Raw genomic sequence first — 24533 nt, 5'->3', positions numbered from 1 at the left:
TATGTTTTTAATTAGGAGTTACCATGCGCGTTTCGAATGTTACAAAAGCAGTGTCTTTGGCTCTTTCTGTTGCCTGGATTGTTGGTTGTAGTTCACCAAGCACTCTTTCAGATGAAGATACCTCATCGTCTACTGCCGATGGCTCAGCTTCTACCTATGGAACGGGGTCAGGAAACGGTGTGAATGGATCGGGTGCTGGCGGGTCGGTTGATGTTGCCAATCTCCAGACAGTTTTCTATTTTGATTTTGATACTTCTTCTGTTCGCAATGACAGTATTGCTGATCTGGAAGCGCATGCGCAGTACCTGTCAATGAACCCTACTGCGGCCGTTCGTGTTGAAGGCCATGCTGATGAGCGCGGAACGCGTGAATACAACATGGCGTTGGGTGAGCGTCGCGCTAAAGCCGTAGAGCGTTTTCTGGCCGTTAACGGCGTAAGTGCCGGACAAGTTGAGTCCATCAGCTACGGTGAAGAAAAGCCAGCGATGATGGGGTCGGATGATAGTTCATTGTCTCAAAACCGTCGTGTTGAACTGAAATACGTATCGCGCTAATGAAGCCGACATTGATACAAAAAATATCGATCACCTTGGTGGCCACTGCATTTGCAGTGGCCATTCAGGCTGCTCAGGTCGTCCCTGTTATTGAAGTAAATCAGAATAATACGGCGAGTAATTATGCTCTTTCGCAAAACAGCGAATTAATTATCAGCCTTCAGCAATTGCAGGATGAGGTGCGTCAATTACGGGGGCAGGTTGAATCTCAGCAGTACAAGTTAACTCAAATGGAAACGGATCAGAAGGTGCGTTACCGGGACCTGGATCGGCGTATCAGTTTGTTAGTACAAAGCCAGATGCAGGGCGCTGATGGTGTAAGTCCGGCATCAGGGGAGGTTGCATTACCTACTGAGTCGGCTCTGCCATCCGAGCCTGCTGCTAAGCCCGTTGTAAAGGCTGAAACAGAGGTGTCAAAAGCAGAATCCGCTCCAAAACCGTCAGCACAGTCTTTAAATCTCAACGATCAGAAAGATTATCAGTCGGCGTTTGCGCTGGTTAGAGAGCGAGATTTTGATAGTGCTGCAGATAGCTTCGAACGTTTTTTGACAGATTACCCAGACAGTCCGCGGGTGCCGAATGCTTATTATTGGTTAGGTGAAATTTATCTGGCACAAGGTAATCATCAGCAGTCCGAAGAAGCTTTTTTGCGCGTTGCTGATCAATATAGTGATTCACGCAAAGCAGCGGATGCTTTATACAAACTGGGCATTCTCTATAAGCAGCAGGGTGATCTTGTAAAATCCATGTCTTATATGTCACGGGTGGCAAAAGAATATCCGGAAACTTCAGCGGCACGTTTGGCTGAAAGCGCGTTAAGTCAGTAATTGTTTTTTAAATACGAGTAGGAATTAAATTTATATGAGTAAGCCTGCCCCTAAGGCTGTCGTGCTTTTATCAGGTGGCCTTGATTCAGCAACCGCATTAGCGATGGCTAAGAAACAGGGTTTCCAATGTTTTGCATTAAGCTTTGATTATGGTCAGCGTTCACTGACCGAGCTAAATGCCGCACGGCGGATTGTAGAACAGATGGGAATCGCAGAGCACCGCGTTATTCGTCTTCATCTGGAAGACTTCGGTGGATCGGCGCTGACCGATCATACTATTGATGTCCCTGATCATGATACCGGCGGCATCCCCGTTACTTATGTTCCCGCACGTAATACCGTTTTCTTATCTCTCGCGCTGGGCTGGGCTGAAGTGTTAGAAGCCGATGCTATTTTCATTGGCGTTAATGCCGTTGATTATTCCGGTTATCCGGATTGTCGCCCAGAGTTTATTGATGCGTTCGAAAAAATGGCCAATTTAGCCACCAAAACAGGTATCTCTGGTCAAGGTATTAAAATTCATACTCCACTGATGAATATGACCAAGGCTGATATTATCCGTGAAGGACAATATTTAGGGGTCAGTTATGCTGATACCATTTCCTGCTATCAGGCAGACGATGATGGCCGTGCATGTGGTGTTTGCGATAGTTGCCGCTTGCGGGCACAAGGCTTCAAAGATGCCGGAGTTACGGATCCTACGCATTATATCAAGGTCTGAACTTTTTTATTGCGGCGAGTTTATCAGTCGATTAGCATCAATCGCGTGCGTCAAACAGCTTCTGAATTGAACAGCGTTAATAACACTGTGGCGTGAAAATGATTACGCCATAGTGTAATCTACTGTTTGATTTTATTATTTAACCTAATTTTCTACTGGCGATATCTGACTATGTTGAGTAAACAGGACATTTCGGATCGTATTCTGGTTCAGGAGCACTTTGCGCAGGAACATCTGCCAGGTGAAATGAGCCAGGTTGAAATCGACCGCTATAAATCACGTATTAAAGTACTGCTTAAAGAGAAGGACGCTTGCCTTGTCGCGCATTATTATACCGACGCAATCGTTCAGGAAATTACTGAAGAAACAGGTGGTTGCATCTCAGACTCCCTTGAGATGGCACGTTTCGGTACGGTGCGTCCCGAGCAGACACTGGTGGTTGCCGGGGTTCGTTTTATGGGTGAAACGGCAAAAATCCTGAATCCCGAAAAGCGCATTCTGATGCCAACACTAGAAGCAACGTGCTCTCTTGATATCGGCTGTCCTATTGATGAGTTCTCAAAGTTCTGTGACCAGCATCCTGACTACGAAGTCGTGGTGTATGCCAATACATCAGCGGCTGTTAAAGCCCGTGCAGACTGGGTTGTAACCTCCAGTATTGCCGTAAAAGTGGTTGAGCATTTAGAAGAGCAGGGTAAAAAGATTATTTGGGCACCTGATAAGCATCTAGGGGAATATGTACAAAAGCAAACCGGCATTGAAATGTTGATGTGGGATGGCTCTTGTATTGTTCACGAAGAGTTTAAAGCCAAAGGTATCCTGGAGCTCAAAAACGTTTATCCAGATGCGGCGATATTAGTACATCCTGAATCACCGGATGCGGTTGTCGAAATTGCAGATGTGGTTGGTTCTACAACGCAGTTAATCAAAGCGGCGGCTGAATTGCCTAATCAGACATTCATCGTTGCAACAGATCGCGGCATTTTCTATAAAATGCGTCAGGCGGCACCTGGTAAAACGTTTCTGGAAGCCCCTACAGGTGGCAGTGGGGCGACCTGTCGTAGCTGTGCTCATTGCCCGTGGATGGCGATGAATGGTCTGGAAAACATCATTTCGGCACTTGAAACCGGTGAAGGTGAAGTGCTCGTTGATGCATCATTGAGAGATGCCGCTCGACGCCCACTACAGCGTATGCTCGATTTTTCAGCTAGCTTGGCTAGTAAATAAGAATATTAATAAATAGCTAACTTATTTAGCCACTGAAAAATCATTAAATATTATTGCTCGTTCAGGACTCTCCTGAGTGAGCAATTTCTTGTAGCGGTCTCCCGATAGCTCTCTCCCGACAACACCCTCCTGATATAAGCAGATAGCTTCATGAATATAATCCAAACAATATTATAACTGTGATTAGTTTTACCCCGAGGTCTGTTAAGTTAAACAATAAAATGTGGATTGGTATGTCGGACTTTGTCAAGATTACTTTAAAATAATTTTTAACTAACTTAATATTATTTTTCGTTATAAAAAAGATGTTGTTTGCTGTGGGAGGTAAGGACATCATGACTAAAATATTAGTAATCAACGGGTCATATCGGTCAGATGGGATTACCGATCAAGCTATCAATGTTATGGTGCTGGCTTTGCGAGAGGCGAATGCTGATGTTGACGTTGTTTTATTACGGGAATATCCAATAGAGTTTTGCCTTAATTGCAGAGAGTGTACGCAGCAAAAGGGTAGCGTACCGGGTAAATGTGTACAGCAAGATGCAATGCAGGCTTTAGTCGATAAAATAGAGCGGGCAGATGCTTATATACTTGCTTCGCCGACTAATTTTGGATCGGTGACTGCAATTTTTAAACGATTTATGGAGCGGTTAGTCGTTTATGCTTATTGGCCATGGGGCCAGCATTCGCCTGATTTCAGGAAAAATAATGAGCCTAAGAAGAAAGCGCTATTAGTCTCTTCGTGCGCCGCGCCTGGCGTATTAGGCCGCTGGCTGTACGATACGCATAAACAGCTTAAAACAACGGCAAAAGTTGTGGGTGCCGAGACCGTCGGTACACTCTTTACGGGTTTTGTCTCACAGCGCTCTCAACCAATATTGCCGCCACAGATACAAAATAAAGCCAAGAGCTTAGTGGCGAAGCTTTTATAAGCTCTTTGAGTAAGCGCTTTAAATAAGTAGTTCATGAATTCTTTAAATTAACTTCTACGGAGCATACTTCTATGCCGGTTATCTCGTGGTTGTCACTGGCGTGGTGTTTAATCCCCGTTATCTTGATTTGCGGCGTCTACTTCTATTGGAATGGTAAACCGGCAGACATTTTGTTAGCCAGCGCACGTATGACGCTACAATTGATAGGCGTAGGCTATGTTCTGGTTGCATTATTCGGAAATCCTTCCCTCTGGCTAACCATAGGTGTTTTGGCGGTGATGATATCTGCTGCGGCATGGATTGCTATTCGCCCCGTTAATCATCATAAAGGTTTTCTGAAGCCTGCTTTTATTGCGTTAGGTGTGTCAGTCGCGCTGCATCTGTTAATTACCCTTAAGTTGGTTTTAGCGGTTGATGTTTGGTATGAGCCACGCGTAATTATACCGTTAGCAGGAATGTATTTTGCTAATACAATGAATGCAATCAGTTTGGCTGCCGAGCGGTATCATGCAGAATTACATGAAGGGAAGGATGAGAAAATAGCGCGTTTAAATGCTTTTCATGCGGCTATGATTCCTCAGATAAACGGGTTGTTAGCTGTTGGACTGGTTGCTTTGCCTGGAATGATGACTGGGCAAATTCTCTCGGGTGTTTCGCCTCTTATCGCAGTGCGTTATCAGATTATGATAATGACGATGATTCTCGGCACCAGTGGAATGGGAGCAGCCTTGATGCTTTGGTTGCTAGGTCGCAACTATCGCTACCGCAAGATTCCAATGATAACCGTAAAATAAAGGTGGGTAGCAGTAATAGCTTGCCGATTTGCTGTGTTATTCCTAAGGTTATATTCCTTTTGGGGTGGCGAACTCGTTTACACCGAAAAAGCTAATGCCAATGTAGGCCTTAAATATTTTTAAGCTCTACACTGAGGCTTCGTTTTGATTTGTCGCACATCTTAATAATACTTCTCTTGTATGCTGTGATAAGTAGTCATGGCATAAGGGGAATTAATATGGTTAAGCATTCGCGCGCTAAGATTTTTATTAAAGATATATTGAATCACACTCCTTTTGTGAAAGCGGTAGTGTTATTAGTGATTCTTTGGTTTTGCTTTTCTGCGGCGATGTTCTTTGCAGAAAGTGGGGCGCAGGGTTCTGGTATCACGACATTCGGTGAAGCTCTTTATTGGTCCGTCGCGGCATGTTCAACGGCGGGTATTGCCCCCGTGCCGGTATTAGGTATATCAAAACTTATCGGTGGTATCTGGATTATTGTAGGTTCGGCCCTCTTTTTTGGCACAATTGTCGCCACGATAACAACCTATTTTATGCGTCCTTTGCAGCGTCCGGATAAACAGATTATAGAGATTATTGAATATAACCTGGAACAGCTGGAGACGCTGTCTATTGAAGAGCTTGATTTGTTGAGGGAGACGGTTGAAGGTCTGATTTCTCATATGGAATATCTTAAAGAAAGGCATCCGACTAAAACAAAATAACCGGATAGTTTTGTATAGAACGTTTTATAAATCTTTTTTATGAACGTACTGCAATTTTTTTTGCATGATTCTACGTTTCATTTAGGGAGCTCTTCTCTGAACATCAGCAGATACGTTGAAAGAGATCAGCAAGGATGATCACAAGGGGTGCTGGCTACTGTAATATTATCGGTAAGCCATTGTTAAAAAATATAAGGACAATTATAAATGCCTGCAATAGAATTTCCTGCCGAACAAAAAGATGCCATTGTCCATAAAATCCAACGTTATTTTCTTGATGAGCTGGACCAGGAAGTGGGCCAGTTTGATGCGCAGTTTCTGCTCGACTTCTTTTCAAAAGAGATGGGGTCTTATTATTATAATCAAGGGCTGCATGATGCGCAGGCAGTGCTGGAAAAACAGTTAGAAACGATAGCCGACGCTATCTATGAGATTGAACAGCCCGTTACATTTACCCGCTAATAGGATTTGATAATGATTTTCTGAGATAATAAATCAGATGTATGTAGTCATAGCTGATGCCTTAGGTGTAATCTTTTGAAAATCAACAATAAATCACGTGTTCTTTTTGTATGTCTTGGCAATATATGTCGTTCCCCAACAGCGCATGGTGTTTTTGAAACGCTAGTAGCTCAGCAGGGTATGGCCGCTTTGATTGATGTTGATTCTGCTGGTACGGCGGCTTACCACGTAGGTAATTCTCCTGATGCGCGTTCTGTTAGTGCGGCGCAAGAGCGAGGTTATCAGCTTAATCATCTTCGTGCTCGTCAGGCAGTCCCTCAGGATTTTGCAGAATTTACGCATATCCTCGCGATGGATGAAGAAAATCTTAGTCACTTGAAGACCATCGCTCCGCCCGAATATCAGGGGCATCTGGGTTTGTTTATGGATTTTGCTCAATGTGTCGAGCGTGAAGTGCCTGATCCTTATTATGGGGGTAATACAGGTTTCGAGCAGGTGCTTGATCTGGTTGAGAATGCCTCTATGGGTCTGATTATTAAAATCCAACAAGAGCGGCGGTAATGGATATACAGCACAAATTACAATCCAATTTCGGATTGCAATCCAGTAATACGTTGAAATTTCCTGCCATAGCCGAATACTTTATCGCCGTAGCCAGCGAAGCTGAGTTGGTGTCTGCCGTTACCTATGCAAAGCAACATCATTTACCTATTAGAATTTTAGGCGGCGGCAGTAATGTACTAATGGCACCTCAAATTGATGGCCTTGTAATCCGTATCGATATTATGGGGCAGCGTGTGTTTGAATCGGGCGATTCCGTCAGTATTCTGTTAGGCGGCGGAGAAAATTGGCATGAGACTGTGCGTTGGAGTGTTGAGCGAGGTCTATCTGGCATCGAGTCAATGGCGCTCATTCCCGGGCGTGTTGGTGCATCACCCGTACAGAATATTGGTGCTTACGGCACAGAGCTGAAAGATGTTTTACGAACGGTTCGTGCTTATCATGTAACGAGTGGACGCTTTGTTGAATTATCTAATAGCGAGTGTCAGTTTGCTTACCGAGACAGCCTGTTTAAGCATTTTCCGGGAGAATATATTATTACGGAAGTAGAGCTTCAGCTGTTTCGCCAGCAAGATGCAAGCATCCGCTATGCTGCATTACAGAATTATTTTGATCAGCAACATATAACCCAACCGGGTGTTCAACAGGTGTTCGATGCCGTCTGTGCGGTACGTCGTAGTAAGCTTCCTGACCCTGAAATACTCGCTAATGCGGGAAGCTTTTTTAAAAACCCTGTCATTTCAGAGCAGCAGCATCAGTTTATTAAACAACAGTGGCCAAATCTTATAGCCTATCCCGATCGTCCGGGATTTATGAAGCTGGCAGCAGGCTGGTTAATTGATCAATGTGATTGGAAGGGTAAGGGAACAGCGAATGTGGGTGTTTACGATAAGCAGGCATTAGTGTTGGTGCATTTTGGTGGTGGTCAATTAACCGAGTTGCTGCAACTGGCGGGAGAGATACAGGCATCTGTGTATGTTGCGTTTGATGTGCAATTGGAAATTGAACCTCAGGCTTTTCCATTCAATTAACCTTTTAATTCAGAGAGTTGTTTACTATAGTCGACTTCTTAGAAAAATAATTATTGTATCGCTTTTAAAAAATAATAAAAAACGCGACGTTTATCGAACAGTCGTTGGGCCCTGGAGTACTGTAAGTGAAGAATCTTAAGATAAAACAGAAAATTCTGATTTTAACGATAGTCCCGTTGATGTTTACCGTTGCTGCTTTGATGGCTGTGTCGCTTTACCAGTTGCGTGTCATGGGTGTGCATGAAGTAGAACAGATACGCAGTACCATGATGGCATCTAAGCGCGAATCGCTTCTCAACTTTATGGCCATAACAGAGACGGCTATTCGTCCGATTTTAGAAGGCGTGTCAGATGGCTATGAAACGCAGGTCCGCGTTAAAACTTTATTGCGTTCAATATCTTACGGAGATGACGACGGATATATTTTTGCTTTTGACTATAACGGATTAACTGAAGTTCATCCTGCAAAACCAGAGCTGGAAGGCAAAAACCTAATTGACCTGACTGATGTGAATGGTGTGCGAGTCATCGCCGAACTGATTAATGCCGCCAAAAACGGCGGTGGTTATGTTAGCTATATGTGGGATAAGCCCTCAAAGGATCATGAAGTACCTAAACTGAGTTACGCTATAGCACTTAAAGAATTTGGTTGGATGCTGGGGACTGGATTCTATATTGATGATATAGACGATGCGGTGTTGTTAAAGCAACAGGAAGTGGATAAGGAAGAGCAAACAACAATCATCCTTTATCTGGTCATAGGTACGGCTATTTTATTGCTGATTATAATGGTTAACCTTTGGTTCTCTAATCGGGCTCTGGTTAAGCCTATTCGCGAATTGGCTGAGAGTGCTCGCCAAATGAGTTTGGGTAAAATGGATACTGTCATCACTGTCAATTCAAATGATGAAATCGGTGAACTGGCAGATGCCATTAGCCGAATGCAGAAAAGTTTGAAGGTTATCTTTAAAAAACTAAAACAAACATCTAGAGACTAACGGTTATCAGGTCTTTAATCGCCTTTTTGTCGTGATTAAAGGTAAGGTAACCTGCCTTTTTTATGACAAAATGTATTCGGAAAGGGCAAAAACTATGCTTAATACATTATCTTTGGTTCTTTAAGTCTCTTAACGGCTTTGTATATAATTATTTTGACCTCTTCAGGATGAGTGCATGAAAAGAAGTGTTTCTGACTTTTTAATCGCCATTGGCGTTTTTCTTGTTTCTTATCTGGTCGCTGCCATTTTAGCGCTTAATGAGTACTGGTTGACCTGGACGGCTGGCTATTCTTATCTTGGTGTTGATGAATTGCCTGTGGCGTTGTCGTTTTTTTCGTTGATGTTGGCGTGGTATGCCTGGCGACGCTGGCAGGAAGCGAGCATTAGTCATCAGCAGCTTTCAGAAACGATTGAACAGCTGAGGATTGAAGTGGAAGAGCGCAAGTTAGCGGTAGAGCATGCGCATGTGCTATCAGCTACTAAAAATGAGATTCTGGAAAACGAATATTTGCGTTCGAAAAAGCTCGAGCAGGTGCGACTCATGGGCGATTGTTTAGCGGCAGCAACGTCACTGAAAGAATTGCAAGAAATATCCGTGACCTATTTGAAAAATATAATTCTTGATCATACAGTGTCGGTTCTTTTCGCTGATAAGGCATTTAAAAATTGGACGTTAGTAGGTGCGTGGGGAGTACATGAAGACAAAGTCTATACGCAAGTGTCTCTTAAAGATTGTCAGGTACTAAGGCAAAGCAAGGCCTATATCGAGTCCTCTAATACTCAGAGTATGCTCTGTGGTAATGCTAACCTGACCTCCATTAAAAGTGTCGCCTGTTATCCTATAGCATGTCATGAAATGCAGTTTGGCGTGTTGCATATTCGTTCAGAGAAACTCACTGAATCGTTATTATCCAGTGAAGATGAAGAGATGATTGTCGCGGTATGCAATACGATAGGTCTGCATTTTTATAATGCTCAGCTACGCGCCGAATTGAGTCTGGCGTCTAATAGAGATGAGTTGACCGGGTTGCTTAATCGCAGAGGGCTTGGGAATACGCTTAAACGAGAGATAAAAGCTTCCGAGCTACAAGGTTATGAAGTCACGGTGGCGATGATCGATATTGATCATTTTAAAAAATATAATGACTCATTTGGCCATCAGGAAGGTGATAAAGCGCTGAGATTTGTAGCAGAAACATTGGCTCAGAATATGCGTGCGCGCGATGTTGTTGCCCGATATGGCGGTGAAGAGTTTATTCTTGTGCTGCCTAATACAAGTAAGATTGAAGCCTATAAAAAGTTGAAAATGGTGATTGCAAAAGTAGCGGAAGATTCGCATAACAGTCCTGATTGTAAGCGGGTTATTACCTTGTCGGTGGGAATTGCCACCTGCCCGCAGGATCATGAAAATGAAGAAATGCTTATAAAGTCGGCGGATTTGGCGCTCTATGCCGCTAAAAAGCGTGGTCGAAATTGTGTTATCGCTTATAAAGCGCCTTCTCCAGTAAAACATGATCCAGCCAAAAGTCATCCAGTCAAAAAAAGCCCTGCAGAAAATAGCTCTGCAAAAACGATCCCTACACGACAGGTTGAATAACCGCAGAGCCCGCCTTATCCATGATTTTATATATTGCTGAAAAACCAAGTTTAGGACGTGCTATTGCCGAGGTGTTACCAAAGCCTCATAAAAAGGGTGATGGTTGTATCTATGTAGGTAATGGCGACGTGGTCAGTTGGTGCATCGGGCATTTACTAGAGCAAGCTCAGCCAGAAGTCTATAATCCCGTCTTTAAAAAATGGGCTGTTGAGCATTTACCGATTATTCCTGATGTGTGGAAGCTTGAAGTTAAAGCAAAAACGAGAAAGCAGTTTACTATTTTAAAAAAGCTGATAAAACAAGCTGATATGCTGGTTAACGTTGGCGATCCGGATCGTGAGGGGCAGATTTTAGTCGATGAAGTGATTAGTTTCAGTGGCGTATCTAAAACTAAGCGTGAATTAGTGAAGCGTTGTTTGATCAGTGACTTGAACGCAAGTGCTGTAAAAAAGTCGCTTAATTCGCTAAGAAATAATACGGATTTTATTCCTTTGGCAACATCGGCCTTAGCGCGCGCCAGAGCAGATTGGTTGTATGGTATCAATATGACACGACTGTGCACCCTGCAAGGGCAGAAATCGGGTTTTAAGGGTGTTTTGTCGATAGGAAGGGTGCAAACCCCTTTATTGGGTCTTGTCGTGCATAGGGATATGGAAATAGACGGTTTCGTTAGTAAGCCATTCTATGAAGTGTTTGTAACCCTTAAAACATCGAAAGGCGCGTTTTATAAAGCAAAATGGAGCCCTAGTGAGGCGTGTGACTCCTACATGGACGAAGAAGGCCGTGTGTTGTCCAGAAAACTGGCAGAAAATGTTATTGCCCGTGTCACTAATCAAAATGGCGTTATTACTAAGGTCCAGCAAAGCAAGAAAAAGCAGGCAGCTCCCTTGCCCTATAATTTATCGTCACTACAAATTGATGCGGCAAAACGCTATGGGCTGAGCGCTAAACAAGTATTAGATATCTGTCAGGGACTGTACGAAAAGCATAAATTGATTACCTATCCTCGTTCCGATTGTCGCTATTTGCCCCTTGGTCATCATAGTGAAGCGAATCGCGTGACAGCGTCCATTGCCAGTACATGTAGTAACTTAAGCAGCGCTGTTACGCAAGCTGATCTGAATATAAAAAGCAAAGCGTGGAATGACGCTAAAATCAGTGCGCATCATGCCATTATACCCACCTCAAAAACGATGCTTGGCAGCCGTTTATCGCCAGGTGAGGCGCATGTGTACGAATTGGTGGCGAGGCAGTATTTAATTCAGTTTTACCCACCATTTGAGTATCTGGATAAGCAAATTGATACAGAAGTCGAAGGTGGATTATTTATTGCCAAGCAAAAAGATGTGTTGGCTCAGGGGTGGAAAGCACTGTTTCCTCAAAGCAAGAAGGGGGGTGATGACGCTTCACGGGCCAGTAATGAAGGGTTTTCTGACGTAACACTTCCAGAGGTTCAGCAAGGTGACGTCGTTCTGTGTACAGAAGCACTGTTAGCTGAAAAGCAAACCAGTCCACCTAAATACTTTACTGATGCAACACTACTGGCCGCAATGACCGGAATTGCACGCTATGTGCAGGATCCTGCAATTAAAAAAGTATTAAGAGATACTGATGGGCTCGGAACAGAAGCCACACGAGCCGGAATTATTGAGCTGCTTTTCACCCGACAATTTTTAGCACGTACTGGTAAAGATATCAGAGCAACAGAGGTCGGGAGAGAGCTGATAACCAGCTTGCCTGAAAATATGGCGCACCCTGATATGACAGCGCATTGGGAAGCACAGCTAGAAGCCATCAGCCAACGTGAAATGAAGTACAGCAGTTTTATGGAACCGATGACACAGAGTCTGCAACAGTTAATTGAAGAGGTCCGTTCTGTTCGATTTCAGGGGCTGCAGGGTAAAGGTAAAGCGCCGGCAAGATCCCGTCGGAAAAGGAAAACGGTATGACTGTCGTGGTAGATACATTTGTAGCGCCTGTTTGCCATGAGCAGATTGAAATTCTGTATCAGGATGAGCACATATTGTTAATCAATAAGCCCAGCGGGTTATTGAGTTTGTCAGGCAAGAATCCTTTGAATAAAGACTCCGTGCATTTCCGTTTGGTACAAGAGTTTCCAACGGCAACGATGGCGCATCGTCTGGATTTTGGCACGTCGGGCATTATGGTGCTGGCGCTTAGTAAGTCGGTAAATGCGCATCTTACAAAGCAGTTTCAGGGTCGTGCGGTGGTGAAAACGTATCTGAGTGTACTGGATGGTCATCTGGAATGTGATCAAGGCACAATTGATGCGCCGATAGCAAAAGACCCTCCAAACTTTCCACTTCAAAAAATTTGTTATCATAGTGGTAAGCAGGCGTTAAGTGATTATAAAGTGTTATCGCGTTCGTTTGATCCGCTACGTTGTCGCGTATTATTTTCGCCGCAGACAGGTCGCACACATCAATTACGTATTCATAGTCGTGAAGTAGGGCATTCTATTTTAGGCTGTGACCTTTATGGCACAGAAAGAACGCAAGGGATGGCTAATCGCTTATTATTGCATGCGTTTACGCTGGAATTTGAACACCCTATTACTGGCGAGAAAGTTATGGGGAGATGTGCTTGTCCATTCTGATTATGAATGGATCTGAAATTATTTTAAAAAATTATCGAGAGATTCAGACAAGGCGCCTCCATGAGATACTTTGCGGGGTTGTATGTCGTCAATTTGCGGTTGAATACGGTCAAGGACCGGTTGTTTTTTTTGCTGTGATACCATAGCGCGAACAATCACTGCTTTGGCGTGTTTCAGGTGGGATAACGCGGTTAGTTTTTCGTCTGAATTCAGAAATGAATGTGCTTGATGAATGTGAGCTTCGGCAACGACTGAAATATTCAGCCAATATAATTCTTCACCATAGTTTTTAGCTAATAGTGGAGAGAGTTTGTTCTTCTTCACCATTTGGCTGAGCAGTTTTTCGGTAAAATTGATATAAATCTGGAAACGTTTCAAATCCTTGTCGCTACTGAACGCGCCTTGCCCGGGCACGGTTCTGTCGGCGGTCTCTTTCTGGTTATTTACCTGCGTCATTAAATCTGAATCGGGTGCTAACGTGCTAATCTCTTCAATCAGGATCATTGCATGCTGGTTGAGTTTGTCTAATATATCTGGTTTGCAGCCTGCCGCTTTCAGCATTGCGATGGCGTCGAGAGTATAAAATGCTTGAGTGCGCAGCCAGATCAGTCGGGAGCTTTTGACAGACGTATTGTGCTCTTTTTGTGAGATAAAATGGTTGATGCCCAGCGCAATAGCGCCGATAAGAGCTATGATGACTATATAAATAAGGTTATCTTGTGACATGCTAAGTAACTGCCTCGTTAAGTCTATGAATTATATAGTCTGAATGTCGCATTGATAAGCCCGAGTTCGATGTTATTTTTAATAGATTAATTATAGCGCTTATTAGTTTTTTTAGTCGACTTGCTTGACCCGCGTAGTGTTAGCACTTATATATGCTCGCTATTTTTTATTGTGCTTTATCTACCCGAGGATAGTTACCCTATGGGAAAGTCGCTCGTTATTGTTGAGTCACCCGCAAAAGCTAAGACTATTAATAAATATCTTGGCAGTGAATTTATTGTTAAATCAAGCGTAGGTCACATCCGTGATTTGCCTACGAGCGGTAGTGCCCAGAAATCAGATCCTAAAGCGCGTGCTAAACAAGCGGCTCTTACACGTAAAATGCCCCCTGAAGAAAAAGCCGTTTATAAATTAAAGAAATCTAAAGAGCAGTTAGTGGCGCGCATGGGCGTTAATCCTGAAAAAGGATGGGAGGCTCATTACGAAATTCTGCCGGGCAAGGAAAAGGTGGTCGATGAGTTACGCCGTTTAGCTAAAGATGCCGACATCATCTATCTCGCAACCGATTTGGATAGAGAGGGTGAAGCGATTGCATGGCACCTCAGAGAAGCTATTGGCGGCGATGATGATCGGTATCGTCGGGTAGTTTTTAATGAAATTACTAAAAAAGCCATTACCAGTGCTTTTGAGTCACCCGGCACGCTCGACATGAATCATGTTAACGCTCAGCAAGCACGGCGTTTCTTAGATCGTGTTGTCGGCTACATGCTTTCGCCTCTGTTATGGGAGAAAGTGGCGCGTGGGCTTTCTGCAGGTAGGGTTCAGTCAGTTGCTGTACGCTTGGTTGTCGAACGGGAAAAAGAAATTCGTGCATTTATTCCTGATGAGTATTGGGAAGTACACGCCGATACGGCTACTGCTGCACAAGAAGCGCTGCGGTTGCAGGTAGCTCGTGTTGGAGGCAACGCTTTTCGTCCGACATCTGAGTCAGAAACTAAAGCGCATCTGGATGCGCTCAGCGCTGCTGAATTTAAGGTGCTGAGCAGGGAAGACCGGGCGACAAGCAGTAAGCCTTCTGCTCCATTTATAACCTCTACATTACAGCAAGCGGCGAGTACGCGGCTGAGTTTTGGGGTTAAGAAAACTATGATGATGGCGCAGCGTCTTTACGAAGCGGGTTACATTACCTATATGCGAACCGACTCGACCAATTTAGGTGCTGAAGCTGTTGAAAGTTGCCGTGAGTATATTGGTGACAATTTCGGTAGTAAGTACTTGCCTGAAGAAGCCGTTCGCTATTCAAGTAAAGAGGGCGCGCAGGAAGCGCATGAGGCTATACGGCCTACCGATGTGAATCTGGAAACAGCCTCGTTGTCAGGAATGGAGCGTGATGCTGAGCGTTTATATGAGTTGATCAGACGCCAGTTTCTTGCGTGTCAGATGATGCCGGCACTGTATACCAGTTCGCGTATAACGGTGAAAGCGGGGGACTTTGAATTAACCACAAAAGGACGTATTTTACGTTTTGATGGTTATACCCGCGTCATGCAAGCGAAAGCCAAGAATGATGAAGACATTATTTTGCCTGATGTGAAAAAAGGTGAAGTGTTGGTGATGAGCGCATTGGAGCCTAAGCAGCATTTTACAAAACCGACTGCTCGATTTACTGAAGCCAGTCTTGTAAAAGAGCTTGAAAAGCAGGGTATTGGCCGGCCATCCACCTACGCATCGATTATATCTACCATACAGGATCGAGGTTATGTAGAGATTCAGAACAGACGCTTCTATGCCTGCAAAATGGGCGATATTGTGGTTGAGCGTTTGGCCGAAAACTTCACCGATTTGATGGATTACAGTTTCACGGCACGTATGGAAGATGCCTTAGATGAAATAGCGCAGGGAGAAGCCGAGTGGAAGGTGCTGCTTGATCGATTCTATAGTGGTTTTACCCGCAAGCTTGAAGAGGCGCAGGATCCTGACACAGGCATGCGGCCGAATTCTCCAACAGAAACGAATATCCCGTGCCCTGATTGTGGCCGTCATATGATGATCCGTACGGGCAGTACAGGTGTATTCCTCGGCTGTTCTGGTTATAGTTTGCCTCCAAAGGAGCGCTGTAAGGCAACGATCAATCTCACACCCGGTGATGAAGTTGTTAGTGTTGATGGCGATGAAGAAGAAGAATCCCGGATATTACGAAATAAACATCGTTGTAGTATCTGTGATAGCGCCATGGATAGTTATCTGGTTGATCAGCATCGCAAACTGCATGTGTGTGGTAATAATCCGGATTGCCCTGGCTATGAAGTCGAAGAGGGAAGTTATCGCCTCAAGGGGTATGAAGGTCCGTCGTTAGAGTGCGATAAGTGCGGCGAAGAAATGCAGCTCAAAACAGGACGATTCGGCAAGTTCTTTGGCTGTACTAATAGTGAGTGCAAAAATACGCGTAAACTGTTGAAAAGTGGAGAAGCCGCGCCACCTAAAATGGACCCAGTGCCTATGCCTGAACTGGTTTGCCAAAAGGTTGAGGATACTTATATTCTTCGCGATGGTGCGTCGGGTTTGTTCCTTGCTGCGAGTCAGTTTCCACGTAACCGTGAGACAAGAGCGCCTAAAGTGCTGGAATTGTTGCCACATCAGGCTGAAATTGATCCTAAGTACAGTTTTCTTTTCAGTGCGCCGACACGTGATAATGAAGGGCGTGAGACTATTGTTCGCTACAGTCGTAAGACAAAGGAGCAATATGTGATGACTGAGGCGGATGCTAAAGCGACAGGATGGCGTGCGTTTTATCAAAATGGTGCGTGGGTCATTGAAGAGCCAAAAACTAAAAAGAAATAATATTACGTATTTATCTATACAATTATTAATGTAGTTATTTATGTAGTCATTCTATAGAGGCGTTGTATGAGTAATATATATCTGGTCAGGACGAATCAGAAAATAAACTTCGCACGTATCCATCTGGATGCATTGACTGAGGCGCAGGGTTCAACAGGGTGGAGTAAGCATGCCATGATTGAATCGTACAATGAATCGGTTCTGTTTCATCTGGCTTCAGCATACAGCTCTTTTTTGCGTGAAGTAGCAGAAAAGTACCGTTTTGCTACGAATGTAATTGATAGTCTGGCCGATTTGGAATCGTTACTGGATGCTTCAGGGCAGGAATCGCCTGAAAGATCTGAGTTGGCGGCGCTTGAGCAGAACGATGCTAGTTGGTTGCATAAAATGCTGGCGGCTTACCACGCGTGCTGGCAGGCCGCTGATAATCACTCTGTTGTAGCAAGTGATCAAGTGAGTGTTTCAGAAATACATGTTCTGCAGATAAATCCTGATCACGCAGAAGACGGGGATATCTTGGCGGAATATCGTCATTGGCTGAATGAGTTCCGCTCGCTTGTCGAGCGTTTACGGTCGGATATGCAAGAGTGGTAGATGATAAGAAAAGCAAGCATCAGACGGTACTTGAAATTATAAAGCTGCCATCGGGCGAATACGCGATGCGTAAAGCGGGCGATGATGATCCATTAATTACGGTAAGCCTGTCACAGCAGGTTAAAGATAATCTGCATGATAAATCAGAAGAGTTGGCACGTATGATTCTGGTCGCGGGTGCGCAGATGATGTCCGATTTGTCGTTACAATCAGCGAAGGATTCAGGTTCTAAAAAACCAGTCATTCATTAGTTTCTTGTTTGTAGACTTTATTTAAAAGTTTGCAGGCTTTTTTTGCTCGTTCGTAGGTTTTGCCTAATAGTTCATATGCTGCACTTGATTATTCATAGCCTTAATTATGGATGATATTGAATAATGATCGTATTGCCGGGTGACTCAGTGATGGCGCCTTCTTATAAGGATGCCGTTGCTGGAGCCCTGTTGTGCCGATTGCTCCAGACTTTTGATCTCATGTTCAGAAATTTCGTCCGCCCAGCTTATTACCGCATGGCATGTTCCTGCGCTTAGCGCTTTTTTGGCCAGTTGTAGTACTGAATGATGCTCGTCAGGATAAAGTAAAATAACCTTTTTAAGATCAATCCCGGCATCTAATAACAGTGATCTCGGGAGGTGTAACGGAGGCGATATCCAGGCAAACCACCGATTTTCGTAACTTAACTGAGCAAGTAGCGGCATGAGTAGTGGCATGTCATTCAAATCACCACTTTGAGTTACAATTTCGGTGATTTTCCCGTAACCCGTTTTTGGAGTAGGCGCTTTTAAATGAATTTTATTACATGTCGATTCAGGCTGCAGCGACATGCGCGCTTTGATATATGGGCTACGGACGTACATTAGAGTTCTCCTCCCTGTCTGATGACGCCAACACCTAATCCTTCGATTGATAATTCTTGCTGCCTTAAATCGATTTCAATCGGAGAAAATTCGCTATTTTCTGCCATCAGATAGACCATGTGGCCTTCTTTTTTAAAGCGTTTTACGGTGACTTCATCGTCAATTCTGGCAACAACTACTTGTCCGTTTTGCGCTTCAGCACACTGGTGAACAGCCAATAGATCGCCATCCATTATGCCGATATCTTTCATGCTGGTTCCGTGTACCCGAAGCAGATAGTTAGCAGCGGGATGAAAGAAGTCGGCGGAAATAGTGCAATGCTCTTCAATATGTTCTTGTGCCAAAATAGGAGAGCCGGCGGCTACGCGACCAATAACGGGTATGCCTTCGGATACGTGTTCTGGTTCCGGTAAGCGAATGCCGCGCGAGGTTCCGGGGATTATTTGTATTGCGCCTTTCCGGGCTAATGCTTTGAGATGTTCTTCTGCTGCATTAGCTGATTTAAAACCTAGTGCGGTAGCAATTTCTGCACGTGTAGGAGGATATCCGGTTGCATCTATATGCCCGCGAATACATTCGAGTACTTCTTCTTGGCGTTTAGTTAGCTTCATCATCGTTCCTGTGTATTTATACAGTACTTGGGATTATATACAGCACGGATGTGAAGTAAAGTAATTTTCTGTTTATATATCCAGTATCTTGGTATGATCCACGGCAAATGTTAATCAGGTGATTTGTCTTGCTCAGCGATGCTCTCAAAAATTCTATTCAGGCTACGTATCGTCGGTTTTTAGCGGATCATGCTATGAAGCCACGCTATGGCCAGAAGATGATGATTGCGCATATTGCGCGCACACTGGGTGGAATCGAGACGGATGACAAGGGCGAGCGAGCGAGTGGGAATCACTTGTGTGTGATTGAAGCGGGTACAGGTACCGGCAAAACCATGGCTTATTTGCTGAGTGCTATCCCCATCGCCAAATCACAATCTAAATCGCTGGTAATTTCTACTGCCACCGTTGCTCTTCAGGAGCAATTGCTCAATAAGGATCTGCCCGAGGTTGCACGGTTATTGGATGAACCGGTTCGGTTTGTGCTGGCTAAGGGTCGTGGTCGTTATTTCTGTATCTCTCAGGCTGAAAAATTACTGGAGTCGCAACATCAAACTGGCCAGATTGCGCTATATGAAGATGAGATCGAACATCGTCTTGATCCGGCTGCATTGGATTTTTATCAAGTTCTTTTGGGTAAATTTGCAGCAGGTGAGTGGGATGGTGATCGTGATAGTTTGGCAGAAGAGATCGAGTCAACGCGTTGGGCTCCGTTAACCAGTGATCACACACGTTGCACTAACAGGCGTTGCAGCAATTTTTCGGTTTGCCCCTTTTATAAGTCGCGTGACTCAATGGATAAAGCGGATATCGTTGTAGCTAATCATGACTTAGTGTTGGCTGACTTATCGTTGGGCGGTGGAGCAATTCTTCCTGAACCTGCGAATACCATTTATATTTTTGATGAGGCGCATCACCTCTCATCAAAGGCGACTGGCCATTTTGCCTATAGTATGCGGGTTAAAGGCACGCAACGCTGGTTGAAATCTTCTGTTAAACAGCTTGAACACATGTTGGATGAGTGCGAGAACAATGCTGTTTTAGCGCAGTATGTTGAAAGAATGACACCGGCACGGCTGGATATAGACACGGCACTGGAACAATTACAAGCTAACCTGCGACTCATGCTCTTTGACGGCCTGCAGCGACCCGCATCCGAACGCTACCGATTTCCTAAGGGGGTGTTGCCCGAGACGTTGATACATTCTGCTATTGAGATTGCAGCCGCTTCAGAAAAATGGATGTTAAAAGCAGAACAGATAGTCGATGTTCTAAAAGAAGCATTAGATGGCGGAATTCCGGAAATTAATCGTGAGGTGGCTGAGCGTTGGTATCCACGCATGGGTTTGATGTGGATGCGGGCACAGTCACTTCATTCTCTCAATAAAAGCTATGCACTGCCCGACACTGAGGGTGTTGCGCCTACCGCTCGTTGGATCAATTTAGTTGATGCCAGTGATGGGGTTGATTTCGAATGTCGGAGTAGCCCTGTATCAGCGGCGGATACACTAGATGAACATCTGTGGAAAAGTTGTTTCGGTGCTGTGCTTACATCGGCTACCATGACAGCATTAGGCCACTTTAACCGCTTGATCGATGAGCTGGGTTTGCCACATGATGTATTATGTGAGCGTTTACCAAGCCCGTTTGATTACCCGAAGGCGGCCGTTTTATCTGTACCTAAAATGCTGTCAGATCCTGGTAAGCCTGAAGAGCATACACAGGAAGTGATCAGTTATTTGAATGAAAACCTGTTAGACGCCACGGCAACACTTGTATTGTTTAGTTCATGGCGGCAGATGTTTGCGGTGCTGGAAAAGCTTGATAGTAAGATTCGAAGTAGAGTGTTAGCGCAGGGTGACCTGACAAAAAACGAAATTATCAGAAAGCATAAAGAAGTTATTGATGCAGAGAATGCCAGTATTATTTTTGGTTTGGCTTCTTTTGCAGAGGGTGTCGATCTGCCAGGCAAATACCTGATGGAAGTGATTATTACCAAATTGCCTTTTGGTGTGCCCGATGATCCGGTTGATGCAACAATGGCTGAGTGGATAGAGCAGCGGGGTGGAAACGCTTTTATGGAGTGGACCGTCCCAGAAGCATCGATGCGCTTAACTCAGGCAACAGGCCGACTACTGCGTACTGAACAAGACAGTGGTCGGGTTATTTTATTAGATAGACGTGTAGTAACGCGCCGTTATGGCCGGCAATTGCTGGACGCGTTGCCTCCATTTCGTCGCGAAATCAGTTAACAAGTGAGTATGACATTGGAAGAATTTAATCCGAGTAATTCTAGCGAGACGACAAACGTTAATAATGCTGCCGAGAATAAAGGTGAGCGTAAAGACAAACGTCGGCCTGCTGGTCGTTCTCGAAAAACAGTTCAGGATAGCGGTTGGGTGCCAAACGATTCTGCCGTTGCTGTATCAGAAGGGAAAAAGCGTTTTCATGATTTTTCGTTACCTGATCAGTTAATGCATGCGATCCATGATCTGGGTTTTGAGTATTGTACGCCGATTCAGGCGGATACTATTAAGCCGGCTTTGGCGGGTAAAGATATTATCGGTAAGGCGCAAACTGGTACCGGTAAAACCGCCGCTTTTTTAGTGGGTATTATAACTGACCTGTTAGATTTTCAGCTGGAAGATAAGCAACGTCAGGGAGAGCCACGCGCACTTATCATTGCGCCAACGCGCGAACTGGCTTTGCAGATTGCAGCAGATGCGGTTTTGCTTTGTAAATACACCGATATCAATGTGGTTTCAATTGTCGGTGGTATGGATTATGAGAAGCAGCGTAAGGAACTAAAAGCAGGTCCTGTCGGTATTCTCGTAGCAACACCAGGACGCTTAATTGATTTTGTGCGCTCTAAAGAAGTGGACCTGCATAACGTCGAAGTGCTGGTGCTGGATGAAGCGGACAGAATGCTGAGCATGGGGTTTATTCCCGATGTCAGAACGATTATCCGCAATACTCCACGCAAAGGGGAAGAGCGTCAGACGTTGTTGTACAGTGCGACGTTTACCGATGATGTTATGAATTTGGCGCGTCAATGGACACATGAGCCTGTTCAGATAGAGATTGAAGCTGAACGCCGTTCAACGGATAACATCAGTCAGAAAGTTTTTCTGGTGGCCAGTAAGGAGAAATACAGACTGTTACGTAACTACATCCGTATCAATAATATTGAGCGCGTTATTGTATTTGGTAATCGACGTCATGAAACCCGTGATCTTGCTGAAAGGTTGAAGCGTGATGGTGTCAAAGCCGCGCTAATGTCAGGTGAGATACCACAGCACAAGCGTGTAAAAACACTCGAAGACTTTAAAAGTGGCAAGATCGAAGTGTTAGTCGCGACCGATGTTGCCGGGCGTGGTATTCATATTGATGGTGTTACGCATGTAGTCAATTATCAGTTGCCGGAAGATGCCGAGGATTACGTTCACCGTATCGGTCGTACCGGTCGTGCAGGGGCTACGGGTACTTCTATCTGCTTCGCCTGTGAAAATGACTCCTTTATGATTCCTGAAATAGAAGCGGAGACAGGCGTTAAGTTGGAATGTATTCACCCAACTGAAGAGTTGTTGGCCGATCCGGATGCTGTCGTTAAAGTCCAATCACCGGCACCGGCACCGGCACCGGTTCTGGTTGAGCCTGTTGTTGACGCTGAAGCTGAGCCTGTTGTTGAAGTCGAACCTGTTGTTGAAATAGCACAAGTCGAAACGGAACAAGTTGACGTTGATCCGGTAAAAGCTGAGCAGGTCAATAGCGCCGAGGTAGCAGATGATATTGCCTCAACAGAGTCGGCTAAGCAGACAGTAGAAGCCGAAGCGGTTGTTGCTGATGGTCAGGCTGAATCTGTTGTGGTTGACGTGTTAGTCGACACCGTGGAGAAGGAACCTGAAAATGTTTCGGATATCGTATTAGAGACTGTTTCTGACGTTGTACTTGTAGAAGTGCCTGTAGAGGTTTCAGGCGACGTTGCTGAGGCTTTGCCTGTTGTTGAGCATAGTTCAGAAGAACTGGCGACTGATTCGATTGTCGATTCGGCTGAAGAGGTTACCAAAGAGATTACTAAAGAGGTAGCTGAAGCAGAGGACTCTGCAGTCAATGACACTGATGTGAAAACTCATGAAGGTGTCTGAAGATCGGCATAAAACGCGTTTAATTGCACGGATATTAGCGATTGTAATTAGCGCGTTGTTTGCTGTTTTTGCTGTGGCTGGTTTTCAACGAACAGGAGACGTAACACAATTGTTGCTTTTCCTGGCGGTATCGGTAGTGTCTTATAGCTTTATTATCTTTATATTTAAAGGTATCGATAGGCTGTTGGATAGTATCGTTGATCAGCATAAGAACGATGAATAAACTGTGATAAGGGTTTTAACATGAAAGCAGTGCAGCAGAAAGTTGCGGTGTTAGGTGGTGGTAGTTTTGGCACTGTGATCGCTAATATCATGGCTGAAAAGGGGATTCAGGTTTCGCAGTGGATGCGTAATGCTGCAAGAGCCGAAGAGATTAACCGGCTGCATGTTAACTCTCGTTATCTGCCTGATTACCCGCTGTCTGAATCGCTTTGCGCAACAACCGATATTGAGATGGCTCTTAAGGATGCGTGCTTGGTATTTGTATCCATACCGAGTCAGAGTTTTCGTTCTGTTGTGCAGTTGGCAAAGCCTTTCATGCCGGCGGGTCAGCGGGTTATCAGTACCACTAAAGGTATCGAGGGAGAGTCCTTTAGCTTGATGAGTCAGATTCTTAAGGATGAATTACCCGATGCCAAGGTTGGCGTCTTGAGTGGGCCGAATTTAGCCAAAGAAGTCGCTTTGCATCAGCTCACGGCTACCGTGATTGCAAGTGATGACGAAGATTTGCGTACGCAGGTACAATCGGCATTGCATCAGTCTTACTTTAGGGTGTATGCCAGTTCTGATATGTATGGCGTTGAATTAGGCGGCACGCTTAAAAATATCTATGCCATAGCGGCAGGGCTAAGTGCCGCGTTAGGTGTGGGTGAAAATACTAAAAGTATGCTGTTAACCCGAAGTCTGGCGGAAATGAGCCGGTTTGCGGTGAGTATGGGTGCTAATCCCATGACATTTTTAGGGCTGTCCGGCGTTGGAGATTTGATTGTTACCTGTTCGTCTCCTTTGAGTAGGAACTATCGGGTGGGCTTTGCGTTAGGTGGCGGTAAAACACTTGAAGAGGCTGTAGAGTCTTTGGGTGAGGTTGCTGAAGGTGTTAATACGATTCGGATCATCAAAGTCAAAGCCGACGAAATGCAGATTTATATGCCGCTGGTCTCTGGCTTGTATGAAGTTGTTTTTAACGGTGCGCCTGTAAAAGAAGTCGTTAAGGCGTTGATGATGAATGAGCAAAGTTCAGATGTGGAGTTTGTCTTGCCAAGAGACGCTGTATAAATGTTAATTCTGATGCGTCACGGTGAGGCCGGCTGGGATGCTCCCAGTGATAGTGAACGCGTTCTAACCGAGTCAGGTGTTGTGTATATCGGGGAGCAGATGGCCCGTTATGAGAAAAATCTGGCAAGGGTTGATAAGGTTGTTTGTAGTTCATACTTTCGTGCCAGACAAACCGCCGCGTTGTTACTTAAAGCATGTAAGCCTGGTGCCGATCTCGTAATCGATGACCGTTGGTCTCCAGAAGCTTCTGTCAATGATGCCATGCTCGCGTTAGAAGAGCACTGGGTTGAAAATCTGTTGGTAGTCACGCATCAGCCGCTTATTGGTTATGCGGTACCTTTCCTTATTGAGGGTGACATTCGTTCACCTGAGCCTCTATTACCAGGGCAGTTAGTCGTATTAGACATACTCTGGCCGGGTAGAGCATCCGCGATCCGTTTGCCTCTATAATTCAGAAGCTTT

General features: G+C 44.8%; 24 protein-coding genes and 1 pseudogene. 22 read left to right on the top strand and 3 right to left on the bottom strand.

What is annotated here, in order from left to right; genetic code table 11:
* Positions 1–23 precede the first annotated feature (23 nt).
* From pal to Nant_RS14565, 14 genes are all read left to right on the top strand, one after another.
* The gene (gene pal, locus Nant_RS14630; protein ID WP_054342400.1) at positions 24–554 is read left to right on the top strand and encodes a peptidoglycan-associated lipoprotein Pal; all 531 of its coding nucleotides are present in this window, start codon (positions 24–26) and stop codon (positions 552–554) included.
* Complete coding sequence (ybgF, locus tag Nant_RS14625) at positions 554–1381, top strand: tol-pal system protein YbgF (RefSeq protein ID WP_054342399.1); 828 nt, start codon at positions 554–556, stop codon at positions 1379–1381. The genes pal and ybgF overlap by 1 nt, the downstream gene beginning before the upstream one ends.
* Positions 1382–1415: 34 nt before the next feature.
* The gene (gene queC / locus Nant_RS14620) at positions 1416–2102 is read left to right on the top strand and encodes a 7-cyano-7-deazaguanine synthase QueC (RefSeq protein WP_054342398.1); all 687 of its coding nucleotides are present in this window, start codon (positions 1416–1418) and stop codon (positions 2100–2102) included.
* A gap of 171 nt (positions 2103–2273) precedes the next feature.
* On the top strand, positions 2274–3329 hold the full coding sequence (gene nadA / locus Nant_RS14615; RefSeq protein ID WP_054342397.1) for a quinolinate synthase NadA: 1056 nt from the start codon (positions 2274–2276) through the stop codon (positions 3327–3329).
* Between the two features lie 335 nt (positions 3330–3664).
* Positions 3665–4261, top strand: a complete 597-nt coding sequence (locus tag Nant_RS14610) for a flavodoxin family protein (RefSeq protein WP_054342396.1) — start codon at positions 3665–3667, stop codon at positions 4259–4261.
* A 71-nt stretch (positions 4262–4332) separates the two neighbouring features.
* The gene (locus Nant_RS14605) at positions 4333–5055 is read left to right on the top strand and encodes an ABC transporter permease (protein ID WP_054342395.1); all 723 of its coding nucleotides are present in this window, start codon (positions 4333–4335) and stop codon (positions 5053–5055) included.
* A 218-nt stretch (positions 5056–5273) separates the two neighbouring features.
* The gene (locus Nant_RS14600) at positions 5274–5759 is read left to right on the top strand and encodes a two pore domain potassium channel family protein (RefSeq protein WP_054342394.1); all 486 of its coding nucleotides are present in this window, start codon (positions 5274–5276) and stop codon (positions 5757–5759) included.
* Between the two features lie 207 nt (positions 5760–5966).
* Positions 5967–6221: a DUF2164 domain-containing protein gene (locus Nant_RS14595; protein ID WP_054342393.1), complete on the top strand. Its 255-nt coding sequence runs from the start codon at positions 5967–5969 to the stop codon at positions 6219–6221.
* Positions 6222–6296: 75 nt separating this feature from the next.
* Complete coding sequence (locus Nant_RS14590) at positions 6297–6782, top strand: low molecular weight protein-tyrosine-phosphatase (RefSeq protein ID WP_054342392.1); 486 nt, start codon at positions 6297–6299, stop codon at positions 6780–6782.
* Positions 6782–7813: a UDP-N-acetylmuramate dehydrogenase gene (murB, locus tag Nant_RS14585; RefSeq protein WP_054342391.1), complete on the top strand. Its 1032-nt coding sequence runs from the start codon at positions 6782–6784 to the stop codon at positions 7811–7813. The genes Nant_RS14590 and murB overlap by 1 nt, the downstream gene beginning before the upstream one ends.
* Before the next feature lie 125 nt (positions 7814–7938).
* A complete protein-coding gene (locus tag Nant_RS14580; protein ID WP_054342390.1) occupies positions 7939–8811 on the top strand; it encodes a cache domain-containing protein in 873 nt (290 codons plus the stop codon).
* Positions 8812–8986: 175 nt separating this feature from the next.
* Positions 8987–10408 (top strand): sensor domain-containing diguanylate cyclase, encoded by a 1422-nt coding sequence (locus Nant_RS14575; RefSeq protein WP_054342389.1) that lies wholly within the window; start codon positions 8987–8989, stop codon positions 10406–10408.
* Positions 10409–10428: 20 nt separating this feature from the next.
* Positions 10429–12357, top strand: a complete 1929-nt coding sequence (locus Nant_RS14570; protein ID WP_054342388.1) for a DNA topoisomerase III — start codon at positions 10429–10431, stop codon at positions 12355–12357.
* The gene (locus tag Nant_RS14565) at positions 12354–13025 is read left to right on the top strand and encodes a pseudouridine synthase (protein ID WP_054342387.1); all 672 of its coding nucleotides are present in this window, start codon (positions 12354–12356) and stop codon (positions 13023–13025) included. Before Nant_RS14570 ends, Nant_RS14565 begins: the two co-directional genes overlap by 4 nt.
* A gap of 18 nt (positions 13026–13043) precedes the next feature.
* On the opposite strand, the gene Nant_RS14560 is transcribed toward Nant_RS14565, so the two are convergent.
* Positions 13044–13751 carry a hypothetical protein gene (locus tag Nant_RS14560; protein WP_054342386.1) on the bottom strand — a complete coding sequence of 236 codons (708 nt, stop codon included), beginning with the start codon at positions 13749–13751 and terminating at the stop codon, positions 13044–13046.
* A 201-nt stretch (positions 13752–13952) separates the two neighbouring features.
* Between Nant_RS14560 and topA the strand changes: the two genes are divergently transcribed.
* The 3 genes from topA to Nant_RS14545 all read left to right on the top strand — a co-directional run bounded on the left by topA (position 13953) and on the right by Nant_RS14545 (position 17437).
* Positions 13953–16592 (top strand): type I DNA topoisomerase, encoded by a 2640-nt coding sequence (gene topA / locus Nant_RS14555; RefSeq protein ID WP_054342385.1) that lies wholly within the window; start codon positions 13953–13955, stop codon positions 16590–16592.
* Between the two features lie 66 nt (positions 16593–16658).
* Positions 16659–17186 (top strand): DUF6586 family protein, encoded by a 528-nt coding sequence (locus Nant_RS14550; protein ID WP_054342384.1) that lies wholly within the window; start codon positions 16659–16661, stop codon positions 17184–17186.
* Positions 17180–17437: a hypothetical protein gene (locus tag Nant_RS14545; RefSeq protein ID WP_054342383.1), complete on the top strand. Its 258-nt coding sequence runs from the start codon at positions 17180–17182 to the stop codon at positions 17435–17437. Before Nant_RS14550 ends, Nant_RS14545 begins: the two co-directional genes overlap by 7 nt.
* Positions 17438–17581: 144 nt before the next feature.
* Here the strand turns inward: Nant_RS14545 and Nant_RS14540 are convergent, their stop codons facing one another.
* Both Nant_RS14540 and lexA read right to left on the bottom strand, forming a co-directional pair.
* Positions 17582–18040 (bottom strand): cell division inhibitor SulA, encoded by a 459-nt coding sequence (locus Nant_RS14540; protein ID WP_054342382.1) that lies wholly within the window; start codon positions 18038–18040, stop codon positions 17582–17584.
* Positions 18040–18651, bottom strand: a complete 612-nt coding sequence (lexA, locus tag Nant_RS14535; RefSeq protein ID WP_054342381.1) for a transcriptional repressor LexA — start codon at positions 18649–18651, stop codon at positions 18040–18042. The genes Nant_RS14540 and lexA overlap by 1 nt, the downstream gene beginning before the upstream one ends.
* A 128-nt stretch (positions 18652–18779) precedes the next feature.
* Here lexA and dinG point away from each other — a divergent pair, with 128 nt between their 5' ends.
* The 5 genes and pseudogenes from dinG (at position 18780) to Nant_RS14510 (ending at position 24521) form a co-directional block, all read left to right on the top strand.
* The gene (dinG, locus tag Nant_RS14530) at positions 18780–20903 is read left to right on the top strand and encodes an ATP-dependent DNA helicase DinG (RefSeq protein WP_054342380.1); all 2124 of its coding nucleotides are present in this window, start codon (positions 18780–18782) and stop codon (positions 20901–20903) included.
* A 9-nt stretch (positions 20904–20912) separates the two neighbouring features.
* A pseudogene (rhlB, locus tag Nant_RS14525) lies at positions 20913–22238 on the top strand (ATP-dependent RNA helicase RhlB); the annotation flags it as partial.
* Positions 22239–22782: 544 nt separating this feature from the next.
* Positions 22783–23019, top strand: coding sequence for a hypothetical protein (locus tag Nant_RS14520; RefSeq protein ID WP_054342379.1), 237 nt, complete (start codon positions 22783–22785; stop codon positions 23017–23019).
* A 20-nt stretch (positions 23020–23039) separates the two neighbouring features.
* Positions 23040–24071 carry an NAD(P)H-dependent glycerol-3-phosphate dehydrogenase gene (locus tag Nant_RS14515; protein WP_054342378.1) on the top strand — a complete coding sequence of 344 codons (1032 nt, stop codon included), beginning with the start codon at positions 23040–23042 and terminating at the stop codon, positions 24069–24071.
* Complete coding sequence (locus Nant_RS14510) at positions 24072–24521, top strand: SixA phosphatase family protein (protein WP_054342377.1); 450 nt, start codon at positions 24072–24074, stop codon at positions 24519–24521.
* The last annotated feature ends 12 nt before the right edge of the window (positions 24522–24533 follow it).

Origin of the sequence: Neptunomonas antarctica (assembly GCF_001305295.1) — a bacterium.
Taxonomy (GTDB): domain Bacteria; phylum Pseudomonadota; class Gammaproteobacteria; order Pseudomonadales; family Balneatricaceae; genus Neptunomonas; species Neptunomonas antarctica.
This window is presented reverse-complemented; position numbering and strand designations above follow the sequence as displayed.

Excerpts from the sequence above, each read along its gene's own strand:
- Nant_RS14600 (WP_054342394.1), top strand. The coding sequence starts at position 5,274 with ATGGTTAAGCATTCGCGCGCTAAGATTTTTATTAAAGATATATTGAAT.
- nadA (WP_054342397.1), top strand. The coding sequence starts at position 2,274 with ATGTTGAGTAAACAGGACATTTCGGATCGTATTCTGGTTCAGGAGCAC.
- Nant_RS14565 (WP_054342387.1), top strand. The coding sequence starts at position 12,354 with ATGACTGTCGTGGTAGATACATTTGTAGCGCCTGTTTGCCATGAGCAG.
- Nant_RS14520 (WP_054342379.1), top strand. The coding sequence starts at position 22,783 with ATGAAGGTGTCTGAAGATCGGCATAAAACGCGTTTAATTGCACGGATA.
- Nant_RS14605 (WP_054342395.1), top strand. The coding sequence starts at position 4,333 with ATGCCGGTTATCTCGTGGTTGTCACTGGCGTGGTGTTTAATCCCCGTT.
- Nant_RS14595 (WP_054342393.1), top strand. The coding sequence starts at position 5,967 with ATGCCTGCAATAGAATTTCCTGCCGAACAAAAAGATGCCATTGTCCAT.
- lexA (WP_054342381.1), bottom strand. The coding sequence starts at position 18,651 with ATGAAGCTAACTAAACGCCAAGAAGAAGTACTCGAATGTATTCGCGGG.
- Nant_RS14575 (WP_054342389.1), top strand. The coding sequence starts at position 8,987 with ATGAAAAGAAGTGTTTCTGACTTTTTAATCGCCATTGGCGTTTTTCTT.
- pal (WP_054342400.1), top strand. The coding sequence starts at position 24 with ATGCGCGTTTCGAATGTTACAAAAGCAGTGTCTTTGGCTCTTTCTGTT.
- topA (WP_054342385.1), top strand. The coding sequence starts at position 13,953 with ATGGGAAAGTCGCTCGTTATTGTTGAGTCACCCGCAAAAGCTAAGACT.
- Nant_RS14610 (WP_054342396.1), top strand. The coding sequence starts at position 3,665 with ATGACTAAAATATTAGTAATCAACGGGTCATATCGGTCAGATGGGATT.
- Nant_RS14550 (WP_054342384.1), top strand. The coding sequence starts at position 16,659 with ATGAGTAATATATATCTGGTCAGGACGAATCAGAAAATAAACTTCGCA.
- murB (WP_054342391.1), top strand. The coding sequence starts at position 6,782 with ATGGATATACAGCACAAATTACAATCCAATTTCGGATTGCAATCCAGT.
- Nant_RS14570 (WP_054342388.1), top strand. The coding sequence starts at position 10,429 with ATGATTTTATATATTGCTGAAAAACCAAGTTTAGGACGTGCTATTGCC.
- queC (WP_054342398.1), top strand. The coding sequence starts at position 1,416 with ATGAGTAAGCCTGCCCCTAAGGCTGTCGTGCTTTTATCAGGTGGCCTT.
- Nant_RS14515 (WP_054342378.1), top strand. The coding sequence starts at position 23,040 with ATGAAAGCAGTGCAGCAGAAAGTTGCGGTGTTAGGTGGTGGTAGTTTT.
- Nant_RS14560 (WP_054342386.1), bottom strand. The coding sequence starts at position 13,751 with ATGTCACAAGATAACCTTATTTATATAGTCATCATAGCTCTTATCGGC.
- ybgF (WP_054342399.1), top strand. The coding sequence starts at position 554 with ATGAAGCCGACATTGATACAAAAAATATCGATCACCTTGGTGGCCACT.
- Nant_RS14510 (WP_054342377.1), top strand. The coding sequence starts at position 24,072 with ATGTTAATTCTGATGCGTCACGGTGAGGCCGGCTGGGATGCTCCCAGT.
- Nant_RS14540 (WP_054342382.1), bottom strand. The coding sequence starts at position 18,040 with ATGTACGTCCGTAGCCCATATATCAAAGCGCGCATGTCGCTGCAGCCT.